This window comes from Sphingobium cupriresistens (assembly GCF_004152865.1).
Taxonomy (GTDB): domain Bacteria; phylum Pseudomonadota; class Alphaproteobacteria; order Sphingomonadales; family Sphingomonadaceae; genus Sphingobium; species Sphingobium cupriresistens.
This window is the reverse complement of record NZ_SEOO01000012.1, coordinates 22,747-36,648: the sequence shown is the minus strand read 5'-3', so window position 1 is coordinate 36,648 and position 13,902 is coordinate 22,747. Positions and strand designations below refer to the sequence as shown.

At 66.5% G+C, this 13,902-nt stretch carries 15 protein-coding genes; 8 read left to right on the top strand and 7 right to left on the bottom strand.

What is annotated here, in order from left to right:
- Positions 1 to 90 precede the first annotated feature (90 nt).
- Genes EWH12_RS09060 through EWH12_RS09035 form a run of 6 tightly spaced genes read left to right on the top strand, consistent with a single transcriptional unit; the run spans position 91 to position 6,209 of the window.
- The gene (locus EWH12_RS09060) at positions 91 to 786 is read left to right on the top strand and encodes a DUF4129 domain-containing protein (RefSeq protein ID WP_066599077.1); all 696 of its coding nucleotides are present in this window, start codon (positions 91 to 93) and stop codon (positions 784 to 786) included.
- The gene (locus EWH12_RS09055; RefSeq protein WP_129926368.1) at positions 783 to 2,024 is read left to right on the top strand and encodes a hypothetical protein; all 1,242 of its coding nucleotides are present in this window, start codon (positions 783 to 785) and stop codon (positions 2,022 to 2,024) included. Before EWH12_RS09060 ends, EWH12_RS09055 begins: the two co-directional genes overlap by 4 nt.
- Entirely contained in the window at positions 2,021 to 2,977 is a 957-nt protein-coding gene (locus EWH12_RS09050) for an AAA family ATPase (RefSeq protein WP_129926367.1), read from the top strand. Before EWH12_RS09055 ends, EWH12_RS09050 begins: the two co-directional genes overlap by 4 nt.
- A gap of 25 nt (positions 2,978 to 3,002) precedes the next feature.
- Positions 3,003 to 4,316 (top strand): DUF58 domain-containing protein, encoded by a 1,314-nt coding sequence (locus EWH12_RS09045; protein WP_129926366.1) that lies wholly within the window; start codon positions 3,003 to 3,005, stop codon positions 4,314 to 4,316.
- Positions 4,313 to 5,347: a stage II sporulation protein M gene (locus tag EWH12_RS09040; protein WP_129926365.1), complete on the top strand. Its 1,035-nt coding sequence runs from the start codon at positions 4,313 to 4,315 to the stop codon at positions 5,345 to 5,347. The genes EWH12_RS09045 and EWH12_RS09040 overlap by 4 nt, the downstream gene beginning before the upstream one ends.
- Complete coding sequence (locus EWH12_RS09035; RefSeq protein WP_129926364.1) at positions 5,331 to 6,209, top strand: RDD family protein; 879 nt, start codon at positions 5,331 to 5,333, stop codon at positions 6,207 to 6,209. Before EWH12_RS09040 ends, EWH12_RS09035 begins: the two co-directional genes overlap by 17 nt.
- A gap of 63 nt (positions 6,210 to 6,272) precedes the next feature.
- Here EWH12_RS09035 and pgeF read toward each other — a convergent pair whose 3' ends face one another.
- Complete coding sequence (gene pgeF, locus EWH12_RS09030) at positions 6,273 to 7,034, bottom strand: peptidoglycan editing factor PgeF (protein ID WP_066599090.1); 762 nt, start codon at positions 7,032 to 7,034, stop codon at positions 6,273 to 6,275.
- A 161-nt stretch (positions 7,035 to 7,195) separates the two neighbouring features.
- Between pgeF and EWH12_RS09025 the strand changes: the two genes are divergently transcribed.
- Entirely contained in the window at positions 7,196 to 8,758 is a 1,563-nt protein-coding gene (locus EWH12_RS09025; protein ID WP_066599092.1) for an amino acid permease, read from the top strand.
- Between the two features lie 59 nt (positions 8,759 to 8,817).
- Here EWH12_RS09025 and EWH12_RS09020 read toward each other — a convergent pair whose 3' ends face one another.
- On the bottom strand, positions 8,818 to 10,050 hold the full coding sequence (locus EWH12_RS09020) for a multidrug effflux MFS transporter (RefSeq protein ID WP_422917721.1): 1,233 nt from the start codon (positions 10,048 to 10,050) through the stop codon (positions 8,818 to 8,820).
- A gap of 265 nt (positions 10,051 to 10,315) precedes the next feature.
- Between EWH12_RS09020 and EWH12_RS09015 the strand changes: the two genes are divergently transcribed.
- Positions 10,316 to 10,612 carry a hypothetical protein gene (locus tag EWH12_RS09015; protein ID WP_129926362.1) on the top strand — a complete coding sequence of 99 codons (297 nt, stop codon included), beginning with the start codon at positions 10,316 to 10,318 and terminating at the stop codon, positions 10,610 to 10,612.
- Here the strand turns inward: EWH12_RS09015 and EWH12_RS09010 are convergent, their stop codons facing one another.
- From EWH12_RS09010 to EWH12_RS08990, 5 genes are read right to left on the bottom strand one after another with little or no spacing between them, the layout of a single operon-like run.
- A complete protein-coding gene (locus tag EWH12_RS09010) occupies positions 10,613 to 11,746 on the bottom strand; it encodes a GNAT family N-acetyltransferase (protein WP_129926361.1) in 1,134 nt (377 codons plus the stop codon).
- Positions 11,739 to 12,470: a glycerophosphodiester phosphodiesterase family protein gene (locus EWH12_RS09005; protein ID WP_129926360.1), complete on the bottom strand. Its 732-nt coding sequence runs from the start codon at positions 12,468 to 12,470 to the stop codon at positions 11,739 to 11,741. Before EWH12_RS09005 ends, EWH12_RS09010 begins: the two co-directional genes overlap by 8 nt.
- Positions 12,439 to 12,903: a RidA family protein gene (locus EWH12_RS09000; protein ID WP_129926359.1), complete on the bottom strand. Its 465-nt coding sequence runs from the start codon at positions 12,901 to 12,903 to the stop codon at positions 12,439 to 12,441. The genes EWH12_RS09005 and EWH12_RS09000 overlap by 32 nt, the downstream gene beginning before the upstream one ends.
- Positions 12,900 to 13,556, bottom strand: coding sequence for an HAD family hydrolase (locus EWH12_RS08995; RefSeq protein WP_066599105.1), 657 nt, complete (start codon positions 13,554 to 13,556; stop codon positions 12,900 to 12,902). Before EWH12_RS08995 ends, EWH12_RS09000 begins: the two co-directional genes overlap by 4 nt.
- Complete coding sequence (locus EWH12_RS08990; protein ID WP_066599111.1) at positions 13,553 to 13,840, bottom strand: DUF3572 domain-containing protein; 288 nt, start codon at positions 13,838 to 13,840, stop codon at positions 13,553 to 13,555. Before EWH12_RS08990 ends, EWH12_RS08995 begins: the two co-directional genes overlap by 4 nt.
- Between the last annotated feature and the right edge of the window lie 62 nt (positions 13,841 to 13,902).

Below are 13,902 nucleotides of genomic sequence, written 5' to 3'. Positions count from 1 at the left end.
TGTCGTATTCGACCGGCTTTGTCATCCTTTGAATGGCTTGCGCCCGCGCCGCCAGCCGCTAGGGTCGCCCGCGACGGGGGGTGGGCATCGATGGCCGGACCAGCGCATATGTCGGACGATCAACTGGCTGCGGCGCATCGCGTGCTGCTGGCCGGCGGCGACGTGCAGTTCGACATGACGCCAGCGCCGGGTCGCCCGCCACCGCCCGCCTGGCTCAGGGCGCTGGGCGAATGGCTGGAATGGGCGCTTGCCCCCGTCGGCCGTTTCCTGCGCTGGATCGGCGGTTTCATGCCCGACGCGCCCTATGCCCGCATCGTCCTGTGGGCCATGATCGCTGCGCTGGCGCTGCTGATCCTGGGGATCGTGATCGACCGTGTCCGCCACGGCGTCTGGCGCTTGCCGCGCTGGCGACGGCGTCGTTCGGCCGCCGCAGTTGACGCGGCGGAAGAGGATTGGACCCCGGACGCCGCCCCGGCGCGCGCCTGGTTGGACGAAGCCGACGCCCTTGCCGCGCAGGGCCGTTATGCGCAGGCGGTGCATCATCTGCTGCTGCGCAGCGTCGAGGATTTGGCCCGCCGCCGTCCGCACGTCGTCCGCCCGGCGCTCACCAGCCGCGACCTCGCCCGCGCTGAGGGCATTCCGTCCGCGCCGCGCCGCTTGTTCACGGAAATCGCGTCCGCGGTCGAGCGCAGCCTGTTCGGCGGTCGCCCGATCGACGCCGACGAATGGGGCCGCTGCCGCCACGCCTATGCCGATTTCGCCCGGACACGGAACTGGGCGTCATGAGCGACGTCACGATCGCCCCGCCGTCGTCCGACGCCACGCTGTTCCACGGCCGCACCGTCGCGCTGATGCTGGCGATCGGGATAGTCGGCTTTTCTGCCATGCTGGTGCTGGGCGCCTATGCCCCCGACCTGCGATCGGGCCGCAACGGTGGCGCGCACGCTTTGTCCAATGCGGTAACCGGCTATGCCGGCCTCGTGCAATTGGCGCAGGCGACCGGCCGCCACCCGCGCATCATACGCACCGCCCACGAATTCGATACCGAAGACCTGCTGGTGGTCACCGCCGAAAGCGGCGCGACCGATATCAGTGCGGCGCTGATGCAGCGTGCGACCCGGCCGACCCTGTTCGTCCTGCCCAAATGGCGCACCGTGCCGGATGACGATCATCCCGGCTGGGCGCGCTATCGGGGGCTTTTGCCGCTTTCCGAGCCGATCGGCGTGCTCGCGCCCGGCGTCCGCTTCGCCATGCGGCAATATCGCAGCGGGGGCGGCGCGCTCGTCTCCAATGGCGTCCCCGGCCGCTTCCGGGCGCCGCGTCCGATCCAGGTCATCACTGGCATCGATCCCGACAATGACCAGCAACAGGACCGCTGGCGCAAACTGATCCCGCTGTTGACCGATGGCAGGGGCGGCGTCGTGTTGGCGCAGGTGGGGGAAGGACCGCTCTATGTGCTGTCCGATCCCGATTTGCTCAACAATCGCGGCATGAAGGATCTGGGCCAGGCCCGATCCGCGCTGGCGCTGTTAGACTGGATGAACAGCACCGATCCTGATGGCATCGCCTTCGACGTGTCGATGAATGGCCTCGGCCATTCGCGCAGTCCCCTGAAATTGCTGTTCGAACCGCCCTTTCTCGCCATGACGCTGGCGATCGTCGCCGCGCTGCTGCTCGCCGGCCTCCATGCCTTCGGCCGCTTCGGCCCGCCGCGCGCCCGCACGCGCGCCATCGCTTTCGGCAAGGCCGCGCTGGTCGACAATAGCGCGCTGCTGATCCGCAAGGCGGGGCGCGAGGCGCGGTTGGGCGGCCGCTATGCCGCCGCCATGCGTGATCGCGCGACGCGGGCGTTCGGCGCGCCCGCCCGTCTTCGCGACGGCGCCCTCGACGATTATCTCGATAGTTTGAAGGGCGCATACCGCTTCACCGACCTTATGCAGGCGGCGGATGCGGCAAGCGACCGGCGCAGCCTGCTCGACGCGGCGCAGGCGCTCCATGATTGGCAGGAGGATAAGAGCAGATGAGGGTAGAAGAGGTTCAGGCGCTCGGCCAGGCCATCAAGCAAGAAGTGGCCCGCGCGGTCGTAGGGCAGGAATCCACCATCGATCTCATGCTCGTCGCGCTCTTTTCCGGCGGCCACATATTGCTGGAAGGGCCGCCCGGCACCGCCAAGACGCTGATCGCGCACAGCTTCGCCCATGCGCTCGGCCTTGATTTCGGCCGTATCCAGTTCACCCCTGACCTGATGCCCGGCGACATCATCGGCGCCAATCTGTTCAACTTCCAGACCAGCCAGTTCAACCTGACGCGCGGTCCCATCTTCACCGAATTGCTGCTGGCGGATGAAATCAACCGCACCCCGCCCAAGACGCAGGCCGCCCTGCTGGAGGCGATGCAGGAACGCACCGTCACCATCGACGGCGAAAGCCTGGCCTTGAGCGACCGTTTCATGGTCGTCGCCACGCAAAATCCGATCGAGCAGCAGGGCGTCTATCCGTTGCCCGAAGCGCAGCTCGACCGCTTCCTCTTCAAGCAGAGCGTCGATTATCCCAGCGCCGCGGAAGAACGGAAGATCGTCGCCACCCACGGCGCGCGCACCCATGCGATGACGCCGCAGGCCTGGGGCGTGGCCCCGGTCGCCGATGCCGCCCGCATCGCCGAAGCAATCGCCATGGTCAACGGCGTGCGGCTGGTCGATGAGGTGATCGACTATATCCTCGCCCTCATCCGCGGCACGCGCGATGTCGCCGACCTCGAAAGCGGCGCAAGCCCCCGCGCCGGCGCGATGCTGGCGGGGGCGGCAAGGGCGCGTGCGGCGCTGGACGGGCGCGATTTCGTCATCCCCGACGACGTGAAGGCGCTCGCGCCCGCCCTGCTGCGCCATCGCCTCATCCTCTCGCCCGCCGCCGAAATCGATGGCCGCCGGGTGGAGGATGTCGTGACCGGCATCATCGACACTATCGAGGCGCCGCGCTGAGCGCGCCCGCCATGACCAGCCGCCCATGATCTATCCCACCCGCAACGCCATATGGACGGCGGCGGCCGGCGCGCCCGTAACGCTGCTCGTCGCCCTGCTGGTGCCGGGCCGCTGGTACGCCGCGCTCGCCTGGCCGGTCGCGGTGCTGCTGGCGAGCCTCGCCGACGCGCTGCTGGGCAGCCGGCCGGCGCAAGCGGCGCTGCGGCTCGATCTGCCCCGCGCCGCCAGCGTCGGCGCGCCCGTGGAGGCGGCCGCGCATGTGACGATCGCGGGCGTCCCCCCGGCCCGCGCGCAACTGCTGCTGGACAGCGGACCGTTGCTGGAGCCGGAGGACGAGGACGGCCTCTGGGTCGACCTACATGCGGGCAAGGCGTCTGCCGCCATTCCGCTGCGCACCGTCCGGCGCGGCATGGCGCGGATCGCGCGCGGCTGGCTGCGCTGGAAAGGGCCGCTCGGCCTCGTCTGGAAACAGCGGATCGTGCCGCTCGACGCGACCATGGCGATCCTGCCCGACATCCGCCCTGTCCATGATCGCGGTGCGCAGATATTCCAGCGTCATGCGCTGCAAGGGCTGATGGCGCAGGTCGATCGCGGCGACGGTGCGGATTTCGACGCGCTGGTCGAGTTTCGCTCCGGTATGGACCGGCGCGCGATCGACTGGAAACAATCTGCCCGCCACAGCAAATTGCACGCCAAGGAATTCCGTTCCGAACGCAATAACCAGATCGTCTTCGCGATCGACGCCGGCCGCCAGATGAGCGAGCCGGTCGCGGGCCTCAGTCGCCTCGACCGCGTCGTCTCCGCTATGCTGCTGACCGCCTGGGTCGCGCTGAAGCTTGGCGACCGTGTCGCGCTCCACGCCTTCGATTCGCGCCCGCGCATCGCCAGCGGACTGGTATCGGGCGCCGCCGCCTTTGGTGAACTTCAGCGTCTCGCCGCCCGTATCGACTATAGCGGGGAGGAAACCAACTACACCCACGCCCTCACCACGCTGGCGACGCGTCTCACCCGCCGCTCGATGATCGTCCTCTTCACCGAGTTCACCGACCTCACCTCGGCCGAATTTCTAGTCCGCGCCGCCAGCCGCCTGGTCGAAACCCATCTCCTGTTGATCGTCGTTCTGCGCGACGAGGAACTGGAATCGATCCTCGACCGTCGCCCCAGCAATGCCGACGATGTCACCCGCGCCGTCACTGCCGCCGCCCTGCTGCGCGACCGGCGGATGGTGCTCACCCGGCTGCGGCATCTGGGCGCCCATGTCATCGAGGCCGAACATGACCGGGTCGCCGACCGGCTGGTCCAGGGCTATGTCGATCTCAAGCGGAGGAACCTGCTATGAGCGCGCTCATCGACGGCCGCGCCGCCGCCCCTCTGGTCAACGCCAGCCGCTTCCGCGCCGCGCATGAGGGCGAATGGGACCGGCTCGACCAACTCGTCACCCGCATGGAAAAACGCTCGGTCCGCGCCCTGTCCGAAGACGATATCCTCGCCCTGCCGCTGCTCTACCGCTCGGCTCTGTCGTCGCTCTCGGTGGCGCGCGAAACCTCGCTCGACCGGGCGCTCGTCATTTATCTCGAACAGCTTTGCACCCGCGCCTATTTCCAGCTCTACGGCGTGCCCGACACCGCGACGCGCCAGCTCGGCCGCTTCTTCGCTCGCGACTGGCCACTCAGCATCCAGTTGCTCTGGCGCGAAACCCTGATCTGCCTCATCCTGACGGTGGCGGGCGTCGTCGCCGGCTGGTGGCTCGTCGCCACCGATCCGAGCTGGTATTACAGCATCATCCCCGACGCGATGTCGGGCGGGCGCGATCCGTCCGCCAGCGCGGAAACGCTGCGCGCCACCATCTACGGCCCGCAGGAGGATGGCGGCCTCGCCACCTTCGCCGCCTATCTCTTCACCCATAACAGCCAGGTCGCGATCTTCGCCTTTTCCCTCGGCTTCGCCTTCACCGTGCCCACTGTGCTGCTGCTCGTCTATAACGGCCTCACTTTGGGCGCGATGCTCTGCCTGTTCGCGACCAAGGGGTTGGGTCTCAATTTTCTCGGCTGGCTCACCATCCATGGTTCGACCGAAATGTTCGCCATCATCCTGGCGGGCGCGGCGGGCATGAAGATCGGCACGGCGGTCGCCTTCCCTGGCCGCGAGGCGCGCACGCAAGCGGCCGTCATCGCCGGGCGCAGCGCCGCCATCGCCATGGCGGGCGTCGTGCTGATGCTGTTGGTCGCAGGCCTGCTCGAAGGAATCGGGCGGCAGACGGTCCAGTCGGACGCGATGCGCTACGGCATCGGGCTTGCCGCGCTGGCCGGCTGGCTGACTTATTATTATCTCCCCCGGCACCGGGAGGATCGCGATGCGCTGGCGGCGTAACCGCGCGCCAAAGGCGCCCGCCTCGCTGCGGCGCAGCTTCATCACGCCCGAAGGCGTCGACCTGCGTCTGGAACTGGCCAGCGCGGGGACGCGCGCCTCGGCCTTCATGCTCGATATCCTCATCCTCTTCATCAGCCTCATCTTCGCCACCATCGCCATCGGCCTGCTCGGTATCGCCGGGGCCAGTGGCGAAATATTCCTGATCCTCTGGTTGGTCGGCGCTTTCGTCCTGCGCAACGGCTGGTTCATCCTGTTCGAAATGGGCGGGCGGGGCGCGACGCCGGGCAAGCGGCTGCTCGGCCTGCGCGTTATCGCGCGCGATGGCGGCCGGTTGACCGGCGGCGCGGTGATCGCTCGCAATGCGCTGCGCGAAATCGAAGTCTTCCTGCCGCTTTCATTCCTGGGGATGCAGGCTGCGCAGGGCGCGGCCGACGGCTTCCTCACCCTCTTCGCCTTGTGCTGGACCGGCATCTTCCTTTTTTTCCCGCTGTTCAATCGCGACCGGCTGCGGGTGGGGGATCTGCTCGCGGGCACCTGGGTCGTGAACAATGTGCGCGCGAAACTGGGCGCTGATCTCGTCGCCGCGCGCGCCGAGCAACCGCGCCGGGTCTTCACCGACGCCGCGCTCGACCTTTATGGCATTTATGAATTGCAGACGCTGGAAAATGTGCTGCGGGCTGGACAGGACGATGCGATCGCCACCGTCGCCGCCACGATCCGGCGTAAGGCGGGCTTGCCCGACGATGGCGACGATTACGGCTTCCTCGCCGACTATTATGCCGCGCTCTGCATCCGCCTCGAACGCGCCATGCTGGTCGGCCGCCGCCGCGAGGACAAGCATGGGACGGTGGGGCGGCGCTGACCTCAGCGCCGTTCGTTTCGAGCGAAGTCGAGAAACGGCGCGCGACGCGAACGCCTTTCCGTGTCAGCCCGGCAGCGCGATCATCGAAATCTGCCGCCCATAATCGCTCTCGCCCCGATGACAGGACCGGCGATAGCTGTAGAATCGATCGGGCTGGCTGTAGGTATCCTCGTCCAGCATCGCGATCCGGCCCACGCCGGCCCCCGCCAGCCGCGCCGCGACATAGGCGGCGATATCGAACTGGCAATGATCCGGCCGACCCGGCGTGAAGAAGCGCTCATTGGCCGCGTCGTCATCGACGAAGCGCGCCGCGAAATCGTCCGTGACCTCATAGGAGACGCGGCCGATGCACGGCCCGATGGCGCAGGCGATTCGCGCCGGATCGGCCCCCAACCCCACCATCGCGTCGATTGTGCGGTCCGTGACGCCTCCGATCGCGCCCTTCCACCCTGCATGGGCCGCGCCCACCACGCCCGCCGTCGCATCTGCGAACAGCACCGGCACGCAGTCGGCGGTCAATATCCCCAGCACCAGTCCCCGCCGGTCCGTGACCAGCGCGTCGGCGCCCGGCCGTTCGCCCTCTGCGATCGGCGCGGTCACCGTCACGACGTCGGGCGAATGGACCTGCCGCACCGTCACCAGAGTCGCACCGGGCAGCAGCGCGTCCCGCGCCAGGTCGCGATTGCGCAGCACTGCGTCGCGTTCGTCCGCCGATCCCAAGCCGACATTCAACCCTGCATGGACCCCTTTCGATACCCCGCCGCGCCGTCCGGCAAAGCCATGAGGCACCATTTCCAGCCCCGACGCACGCAGCAATTCGATCATCAATCAACCCCTTGTCACCGCGCGCCGCATTGGGACGAGCATGTCGCATCCACGCAACATACTTGCGCGTGGCGGATTAGGCGATAGTCTCCCCTCCATAGCTCAACCGGGGCGGCGGCGCGTCGTCCGAGCAGAACAAATGAGTGTAAAGGGCATCATCCATGATTTTCGGGCGCGTTAAGCCTCTCGACGCCATATTGGCGACGGCCGAGAAGAAATCGCTGCACCGGTCGCTGGGCGCGTTCCAGCTGACCATGTTGGGCATCGGCGCCGTCATCGGCACCGGAATCTTCGTGCTGACGGCGGAGGCCGCGCAAAAGGCGGGGCCGGGCATGATGCTCTCCTTCGTCATCGCCGGCTTCGTCTGTGCGGTCGCGGCGCTCTGCTATGCCGAAATGGCCGCCATGGTCCCGGTGTCGGGTTCGGCCTATACCTACAGCTATGCGGTCATGGGCGAACTCATCGCCTGGATGGTCGGCTGGGCGCTGATCCTGGAATATGCGGTGGCGGCCGGCGCGGTATCGGTCGGCTGGTCCGGCTATGTCGTGGGCCTCATCGAACATACATTCCATATGGACATACCAGACCTGTTGACCCGCGGCCCGTTCGACGGCGGCATGGTGAACCTGCCCGCGATGCTGATTGCCTCGCTTGTCACCTGGCTGCTGGTCATCGGAACCAAGGAAAGCGCGACCGTCAACGCCGTGCTGGTGCTCATCAAGGTCGCCGCGCTGACCCTGTTCATCGTTCTGGCCCTGCCGGTCATCAACATGGACAAGTTCACCCCCTTCGCCCCGCTCGGTTTTTCGGGCATTTCGGCGGCCGCCGCCTCGATCTTCTTCGCCTATGTCGGCTTCGACGCCGTTTCGACCGCCGCTGAAGAAACCAAGAACCCGCAGCGCAACATGCCGATCGGCCTGATCGGCTCGCTCGGCATCTGCACCATCTTCTACATGCTGGTCGCCGCCGGCGTCATCGGCACCGTCGGCGCACAGCCCGTTGCGGGTCCGGCCGGCGAAATTCTGGCCCCCGGTTCGACGGCCCTGTCGCAGCAATGCGCCGCGCTCGCCGCCGCCGGCACCGAAGCGGTGACCTGCTCGAAGGAAGCGCTGGCCTGGACCCTGCGCGAAATCGGCTGGCCCCAGATCGGCAACCTGCTCGGCCTCGCCGCCGGCCTGGCGCTGCCCTCGGTCATCCTGATGATGATGTTCGGCCAGACCCGCATCTTCTTCGTCATGAGCCGCGATGGCCTCCTGCCGGCTGTCTTTTCGAAGGTGCATCCGACCTACAAGACGCCCCATGTCATCACCATCCTGACCGGCATCTTCGTCGCTTTGTTCGCGGCCTTCTTCCCGGTCGGTATTCTGGCGGATATCTCCAACTCCGGCACGCTGTTCGCGTTCGCCGCCGTGTCGATCGCCGTGATGCAATTGCGCAAGAGCGATCCGGGCCGCGCTCGCCCGTTCCGCACTCCCGCGATCATGGTGACCGCGCCAATCGCGATCCTGGGCTGCCTCTATCTCTTCTGGAGCCTGGGCGTCGAAACCAAGCTGATGTTCGTCGGTTGGGCGGCGATCGGCCTCTTGGTCTATTTCGGCTATAGCCGCAGCCGCAGCCATGTCGGCCGCGGTGTGGTGGACGTGCCAGAGGACGACGCCGGCATCCCGCCCCAGCCGGTGCCGCCGCTCCCTGGCGCGCATACGCCGGGCGGGCAGGACGCCTGATCGACACAAAGAAAAAGGGGCGGTTTTCCGGCCCTTTTTCTTGTCCGTTTCAGCCTGCTTCAGTGAAAGTCGATCTCCGCCTCGCGCAGCCCGCCATGGTGGGGTCGGGTGAACAGCTTGCCCCGTTCCGCCCAGATCACGATCAGGAACGACCCGATGCCGAACACCAGCAATCCGATGGTGAAGGGCAGGGTGGTGCCGTCAAAGGCGCGGCCGACGATGCTGCCCAGCGCGCTCGACAGCGCCGTCGTCAGGAACGCCTGGAAGGAGGAGGCGACGCCCGCGCCCTTGTGGAACGGTTCCATCGAAATCGCGCTGAAATTGGACGCGGTGAAGGCGACGGTCATCATCGTCATCGCCTGCAGCGCCATGAAGGTGGCCAGCGTCTCCATCCCCGTCAGAATCACCGCCAGATGGACCGCGGCGATCAGGATGAAGGCGATCAGCGCGCTCTGGCTCATCCGCCGGGCGCCGAATCGCTGCACCAGCCGGCTGTTGATCAGGCTGCCGATGCCCATGCACCCGGCGATCGCGGCAAAGGCGATCGGAAAGATATGCTCTGCCTCGAACACATCGAAAAAAATCTGCTGGACCGACAGGATGAAGCCGATCAGGCCGCCCATCACCGCGCCGCTCGCCAGCATATAGCCGATCGAACTGCGCGTGCGCATCACCATGCCCACCGTCTGCATCAGCGATCGCACCGTGATCCGCATCCGGTTTTCCGGCAACAGCGTTTCGGGCAGGCGCACCGTCATCCAGATCAGAACCAGGCTGGCCAGGATCACCAGCGCCCAGAAGATCCAGCGCCACGGCGCGACCCACAATATCGCCTGGCCGAAACTGGGCGCCATCACCGGGATCAGCATGAACACCGCGAAGATCAACGACATCACCCGCGCCATCGCGTCGCCCTTGAACCGGTCGCGCACGATGCCCACGGTGATCACCCGGCTCGCCCCGGCGAAAAATCCGGCGCAGGCCCGGCCCACCAGCATCATGGTGAAGCTTTGCGCACTGGCGCAGGCGACCGATGAGACGATGAACAGCGCCATCGCCCAGCCCAGCACCTTTTTGCGCCCATATCGGTCCGACAAGACGCCAAACAGCAAAGACCCAAAGCCCAGCCCCAGGAAATAGACGCTGATGATCAGTTGCCGGTCATTGGGATGCGGGATGGCAAGATCGCGGCCGATTTCCGGCAATGCCGGCAACATCGGGTCGATCGACAGCGCGTTCATCGCCATCAGGCAGGCGCATAGCAGCACGAATTCGCGGAACTGGATGTCCATGCGCGCTGGGGCGGGCGAAGCAGGGGGGACTGGACTCATGCCGGGGGCTATGCGGGCAATGGTCCGACGATGCCAGTCCCAATCCGCTACTGATGCCAAGAAGTTCGGCGAAGCGTTAACCCTGGTTGCGCCCCGATTACCTTAGGCGCGCGCTGTTACGGCGAAAATCACATTAACCATTTCTTATCGCTTCCCGGTCAAACCTGCTGTTCGTGGAAAAGGGGGTCCAGATCCATTGCATTAGATTGGGAACAGGGGAAATCACATGGGCAACAGCATCAAGAGCGCAGAATTTCTAATGGAAGCCCGCCTGTCGCGGGCAGCATATGGATCGGCCGACGATTGTTTCGACCTGGGCGTAGCCTATAGCTGCGGCACCGGCGGCCTGTCGATCGATCTGGTCGAAGCGCATAAATGGTTCAACCTGGCGGCGCTGCGCGGCAGCGAGCAGGGCCAGTCGATGCGCGCCGAAATCGCCGAGGAAATGACCGCGCGCGAAATCGCCGAGGCGCAGCGTCAGGCTCGCGCCGTCATCGCCGCCAGTCAGCTTCGCGCCGCCTGATCAGTCGCCTTTTCTGAACGGCGTCCGTTCGGCCAGCCACATCCGGTCCTGCCGCACGCCCGCGCGTTCGGCCGTCAGGAAATCGGCGATAGCCCGGCGAAAGCCCGCATTGGGAACATAATGGGCGGAAAAGGTCGGTTCGGGCGCATAGCCCCGCGCCAGCTTGTGCCCGCCCTGCGCGCCCGCCTCCACCTTGCGGAGCCCGCGCGCGATCGCCGCGTCGATCGCCTGATAATAGCATAGCTCGAAATGCAGGTTGGGGACGTCCTCGACGCAGCCCCAATAGCGGCCGTACAGCGTATCCGCGCCGATCAGGTTGAGCGCGCCCGCGATCGGTCGTCCGTCGCGCAGCGCCAGGATCAGCAACACCCTCTCCGCCATCGTCTCGCCGATGATCGAGAAGAAGGCGCGGGTCAGATAGGGCTGCCCCCATTTGCGCGCGCCGGTATCCTGGTAGAAGCGCCAGAACATATCCCAATGCCCTTCGGTCAGGTCGCCGCCGCTCAGATGGACGATTTCCAGTCCCTCGACCGCGCGCGCCCGCTCCTTGCGGATATTCTTGCGCTTTTCGCTCGACAGGTCGGCCAGGAAATCGCTGAACCCGCCATAGCCGCGATTGGTCCAGTGGAACTGGCTATCCTCCCGGATCAGCCAGTCCGCCGCCTCGAACAGCGGCACCTGCTCTGGCGCGACGAAGGTCGCATGGGCCGACGACAGGCCGTTGCGCTCCACCAGGGTCTCGATCCCTGCGATCAGGGCGGGCGCCATGCTCTCGTCGCGCAGCAGCAAGCGGGGGCCGGGAACGGGGGAGAAGGGCGCGGCGATCTGGATCTTAGGGTAATAACGCCCGCCCGCCCGCTCCCAGGCGTCGGCCCAGCTATGGTCGAACACATATTCGCCCTGGCTGTGGCTCTTGCCATAGGCGGGCGCCGCCGCGGCGATGCGGCCGTCCGGCCCATCGACCACGATCGGCAAAGGCTGCCAGCCGCTGCCTTCGCCGACGCTGCCGGATCGCTCCAATGCGACAAGAAAATCCCAACTTATGAATGGGTTACCTCTTCCTGCGCAAGCATCCCATTGGTCCCGATCAAAATCCGCGACGCCCGCCGCGATCCGCGCTACGACCTCAGTCATGAGGATGCTCGAAGATGATCTGGTCGGCATGAATCGCCGCCCGCGCGCGATCGGCGGCGCTGCGCACGGTCCATGTCAGCACGGGCAGTCCCCTGGCGCGGGCGCGGCGGGACAGGCGAGAGGGCAGGTCGCGTATATCACAGGCCAGAAAATCGGGTTTCGACAGCCAAAGCGCAAGGGCGCGTTCGATCGGGCCGCGCATTCGCCCCTTGCCCTGTTGCGTCACGACAAGGCCGAGATACTGTCCAACTCGCTGTCGCACGAACCAGCGCACCGCCCATGGGTTGAAGGACATGACAGCCACCGGCGCATAGGGCCATGCGGCCAGGTCGCGCGCCACCGCTGCGCAAATCGGCCGGACATGCCGCCCCTCCGCCTTGATCTCTACCAATAGCGGCACCCGTCCGCCGCACCGCGCCAGCAGCGCCGCCAAGCGCGGGATCGCACCGCCATCGGGCAGGGTGACGCCGTCAATCGCCACGGCGTCCAGCGCGGCGAGCGCCTCTTCGCGCCCGGCCATCCTGCCCAACGTCGCGTCGTGAAAGACGAAGGCGACGCCGTCGCGGCTCGCCCGCACATCACATTCGATGCCATGGCCGGCGGCGATGGCGGCATCGAACGCCGCCATCCCATTCTCGCTCACGCCGCCACCGTGTAATCCACGATGGGCGAAGGAGCGATCGGTCGGAAAATCAGGCCTGCGTTTTGACAAGCACGATCGCATCGATCTCGACCACAGCACCCAGCGGCAGCACCGGCACGCCGACCGCGCTGCGCGCATGTTTGCCCGCTTCGCCGAAGACTTCGACCATCAGTTCCGACGCGCCATTGGCGACCTTGGGCTGGTCGGTGAAGGACGGCGCGCTGGCGATGAACGCGCCCAGCTTGACGATACGTTCGACCCGGTCGAGCGATCCCAGCGCCGCCTTCATCTGGGCGATCAGGTTGAGGCCGCACACCCGCGCAGCGGCGACGCCGTAATCCAGATCCTTATCTTCGCCGAGGCGGCCAGTCATCAGGCCGTCGGGCGCCAGTGCGATCTGGCCGCTGATATGCAGCAGGCCGTTCGCTTCAACCGCAGCGACATAGGCGGCGACGGGGGCGGCGGCCTGGGGCAGGGTGATGCCCAATTCGGTCAGGCGGGCTTCGATGCTCATGATGGGACTCCTTGGATGATGCCTGTGTCGGTCGGGGCTGGCCCTTGCGCCAGCTTCTCCCTGATCCATTGTTCGGCCGCCGCCCAATCGTCAATCCGCACATGGGCATGGGTGGCGTCGGCCACATGTCCGGCGATTTCCGGTTCGCCCACCATGTGCAGCCGCCACACGTCCGGCGCATGGGAGGCGACCGATTTATGATGTTCGGCCAGATCGTCGATGAACAGGGTAACGCTGGGCTGGCGCTCCGCCACGATAGCGGCCAGCGGTTGCCCCTTGCCGCCCTGATTCCAGTGGACCGGCAGCGTCAGGCCATGGGACGCGAGTTGCGCGGAGCGGGCTTGCTGGTGCCGTTCGGTGATGTTGGTCAGCACGACGATGTCGGCGATGCGTGACAGCCGCTGGATCGTTTCGATCGCGCCCGCGATCGGTGTCTGCCGGTGCATTTCGGTGTCGAAAAAGCCCAGCAGCAACTCCCATACCAGCGCGCGTTCGACCACCGCGCCGCTATCCTTGTGCCGCAGCGCCTCGGCGAAGCCGCGATCATGCATGTCGAAATGCACGTCATGCGTCTCGTCCAGCCAATGACGGAACGGCACGACCATGTGCAAAAGCACCTCGTCGCAATCGGTGATGATCAGCGGGCGGGTCATCGGCTCAATCTCTCCTGCGCCGCGATCAGCGCGGCGGGCGTGGTGTCGATCGCATCGGCGCAGGCGATCAGGTCCGGCTCATGGTCGGCCAGGAAAGCCAGCACCGCGCCCAATATCGCGGGATTGTCGATCCCCGCGCGCAGCGCGTCGGCATCCAGCCCCGTCAGCGACAGCAGCCGCTCGGCCCGCCCTACGTCGCTCAACGTCCACCCCAGCGCCATCAGCGCCAGGGTCGCGGCATCTGGATTGCTATCCTGCTTGCCATTGCCTGTGTCGGGTCGCATGATTGGCTTTCGGGGCGGGGTGGGTGTAGATGCGCCCCAAATTCATTTTCGGACCGCGGGTG

What these genes read in the sequence shown, in the direction of transcription:
- EWH12_RS09060 (WP_066599077.1), top strand. Translation starts at nt 91, where the DNA reads ATGGCCGGACCAGCGCATATGTCGGACGATCAACTGGCTGCGGCGCAT.
- EWH12_RS09055 (WP_129926368.1), top strand. Translation starts at nt 783, where the DNA reads ATGAGCGACGTCACGATCGCCCCGCCGTCGTCCGACGCCACGCTGTTC.
- EWH12_RS09050 (WP_129926367.1), top strand. Translation starts at nt 2,021, where the DNA reads ATGAGGGTAGAAGAGGTTCAGGCGCTCGGCCAGGCCATCAAGCAAGAA.
- EWH12_RS09045 (WP_129926366.1), top strand. Translation starts at nt 3,003, where the DNA reads ATGATCTATCCCACCCGCAACGCCATATGGACGGCGGCGGCCGGCGCG.
- EWH12_RS09040 (WP_129926365.1), top strand. Translation starts at nt 4,313, where the DNA reads ATGAGCGCGCTCATCGACGGCCGCGCCGCCGCCCCTCTGGTCAACGCC.
- EWH12_RS09035 (WP_129926364.1), top strand. Translation starts at nt 5,331, where the DNA reads ATGCGCTGGCGGCGTAACCGCGCGCCAAAGGCGCCCGCCTCGCTGCGG.
- pgeF (WP_066599090.1), bottom strand. Translation starts at nt 7,034, where the DNA reads ATGATCGAATTGCTGCGTGCGTCGGGGCTGGAAATGGTGCCTCATGGC.
- EWH12_RS09025 (WP_066599092.1), top strand. Translation starts at nt 7,196, where the DNA reads ATGATTTTCGGGCGCGTTAAGCCTCTCGACGCCATATTGGCGACGGCC.
- EWH12_RS09020 (WP_422917721.1), bottom strand. Translation starts at nt 10,050, where the DNA reads ATGGACATCCAGTTCCGCGAATTCGTGCTGCTATGCGCCTGCCTGATG.
- EWH12_RS09015 (WP_129926362.1), top strand. Translation starts at nt 10,316, where the DNA reads ATGGGCAACAGCATCAAGAGCGCAGAATTTCTAATGGAAGCCCGCCTG.
- EWH12_RS09010 (WP_129926361.1), bottom strand. Translation starts at nt 11,746, where the DNA reads ATGACTGAGGTCGTAGCGCGGATCGCGGCGGGCGTCGCGGATTTTGAT.
- EWH12_RS09005 (WP_129926360.1), bottom strand. Translation starts at nt 12,470, where the DNA reads ATGCGATCGTGCTTGTCAAAACGCAGGCCTGATTTTCCGACCGATCGC.
- EWH12_RS09000 (WP_129926359.1), bottom strand. Translation starts at nt 12,903, where the DNA reads ATGAGCATCGAAGCCCGCCTGACCGAATTGGGCATCACCCTGCCCCAG.
- EWH12_RS08995 (WP_066599105.1), bottom strand. Translation starts at nt 13,556, where the DNA reads ATGACCCGCCCGCTGATCATCACCGATTGCGACGAGGTGCTTTTGCAC.
- EWH12_RS08990 (WP_066599111.1), bottom strand. Translation starts at nt 13,840, where the DNA reads ATGCGACCCGACACAGGCAATGGCAAGCAGGATAGCAATCCAGATGCC.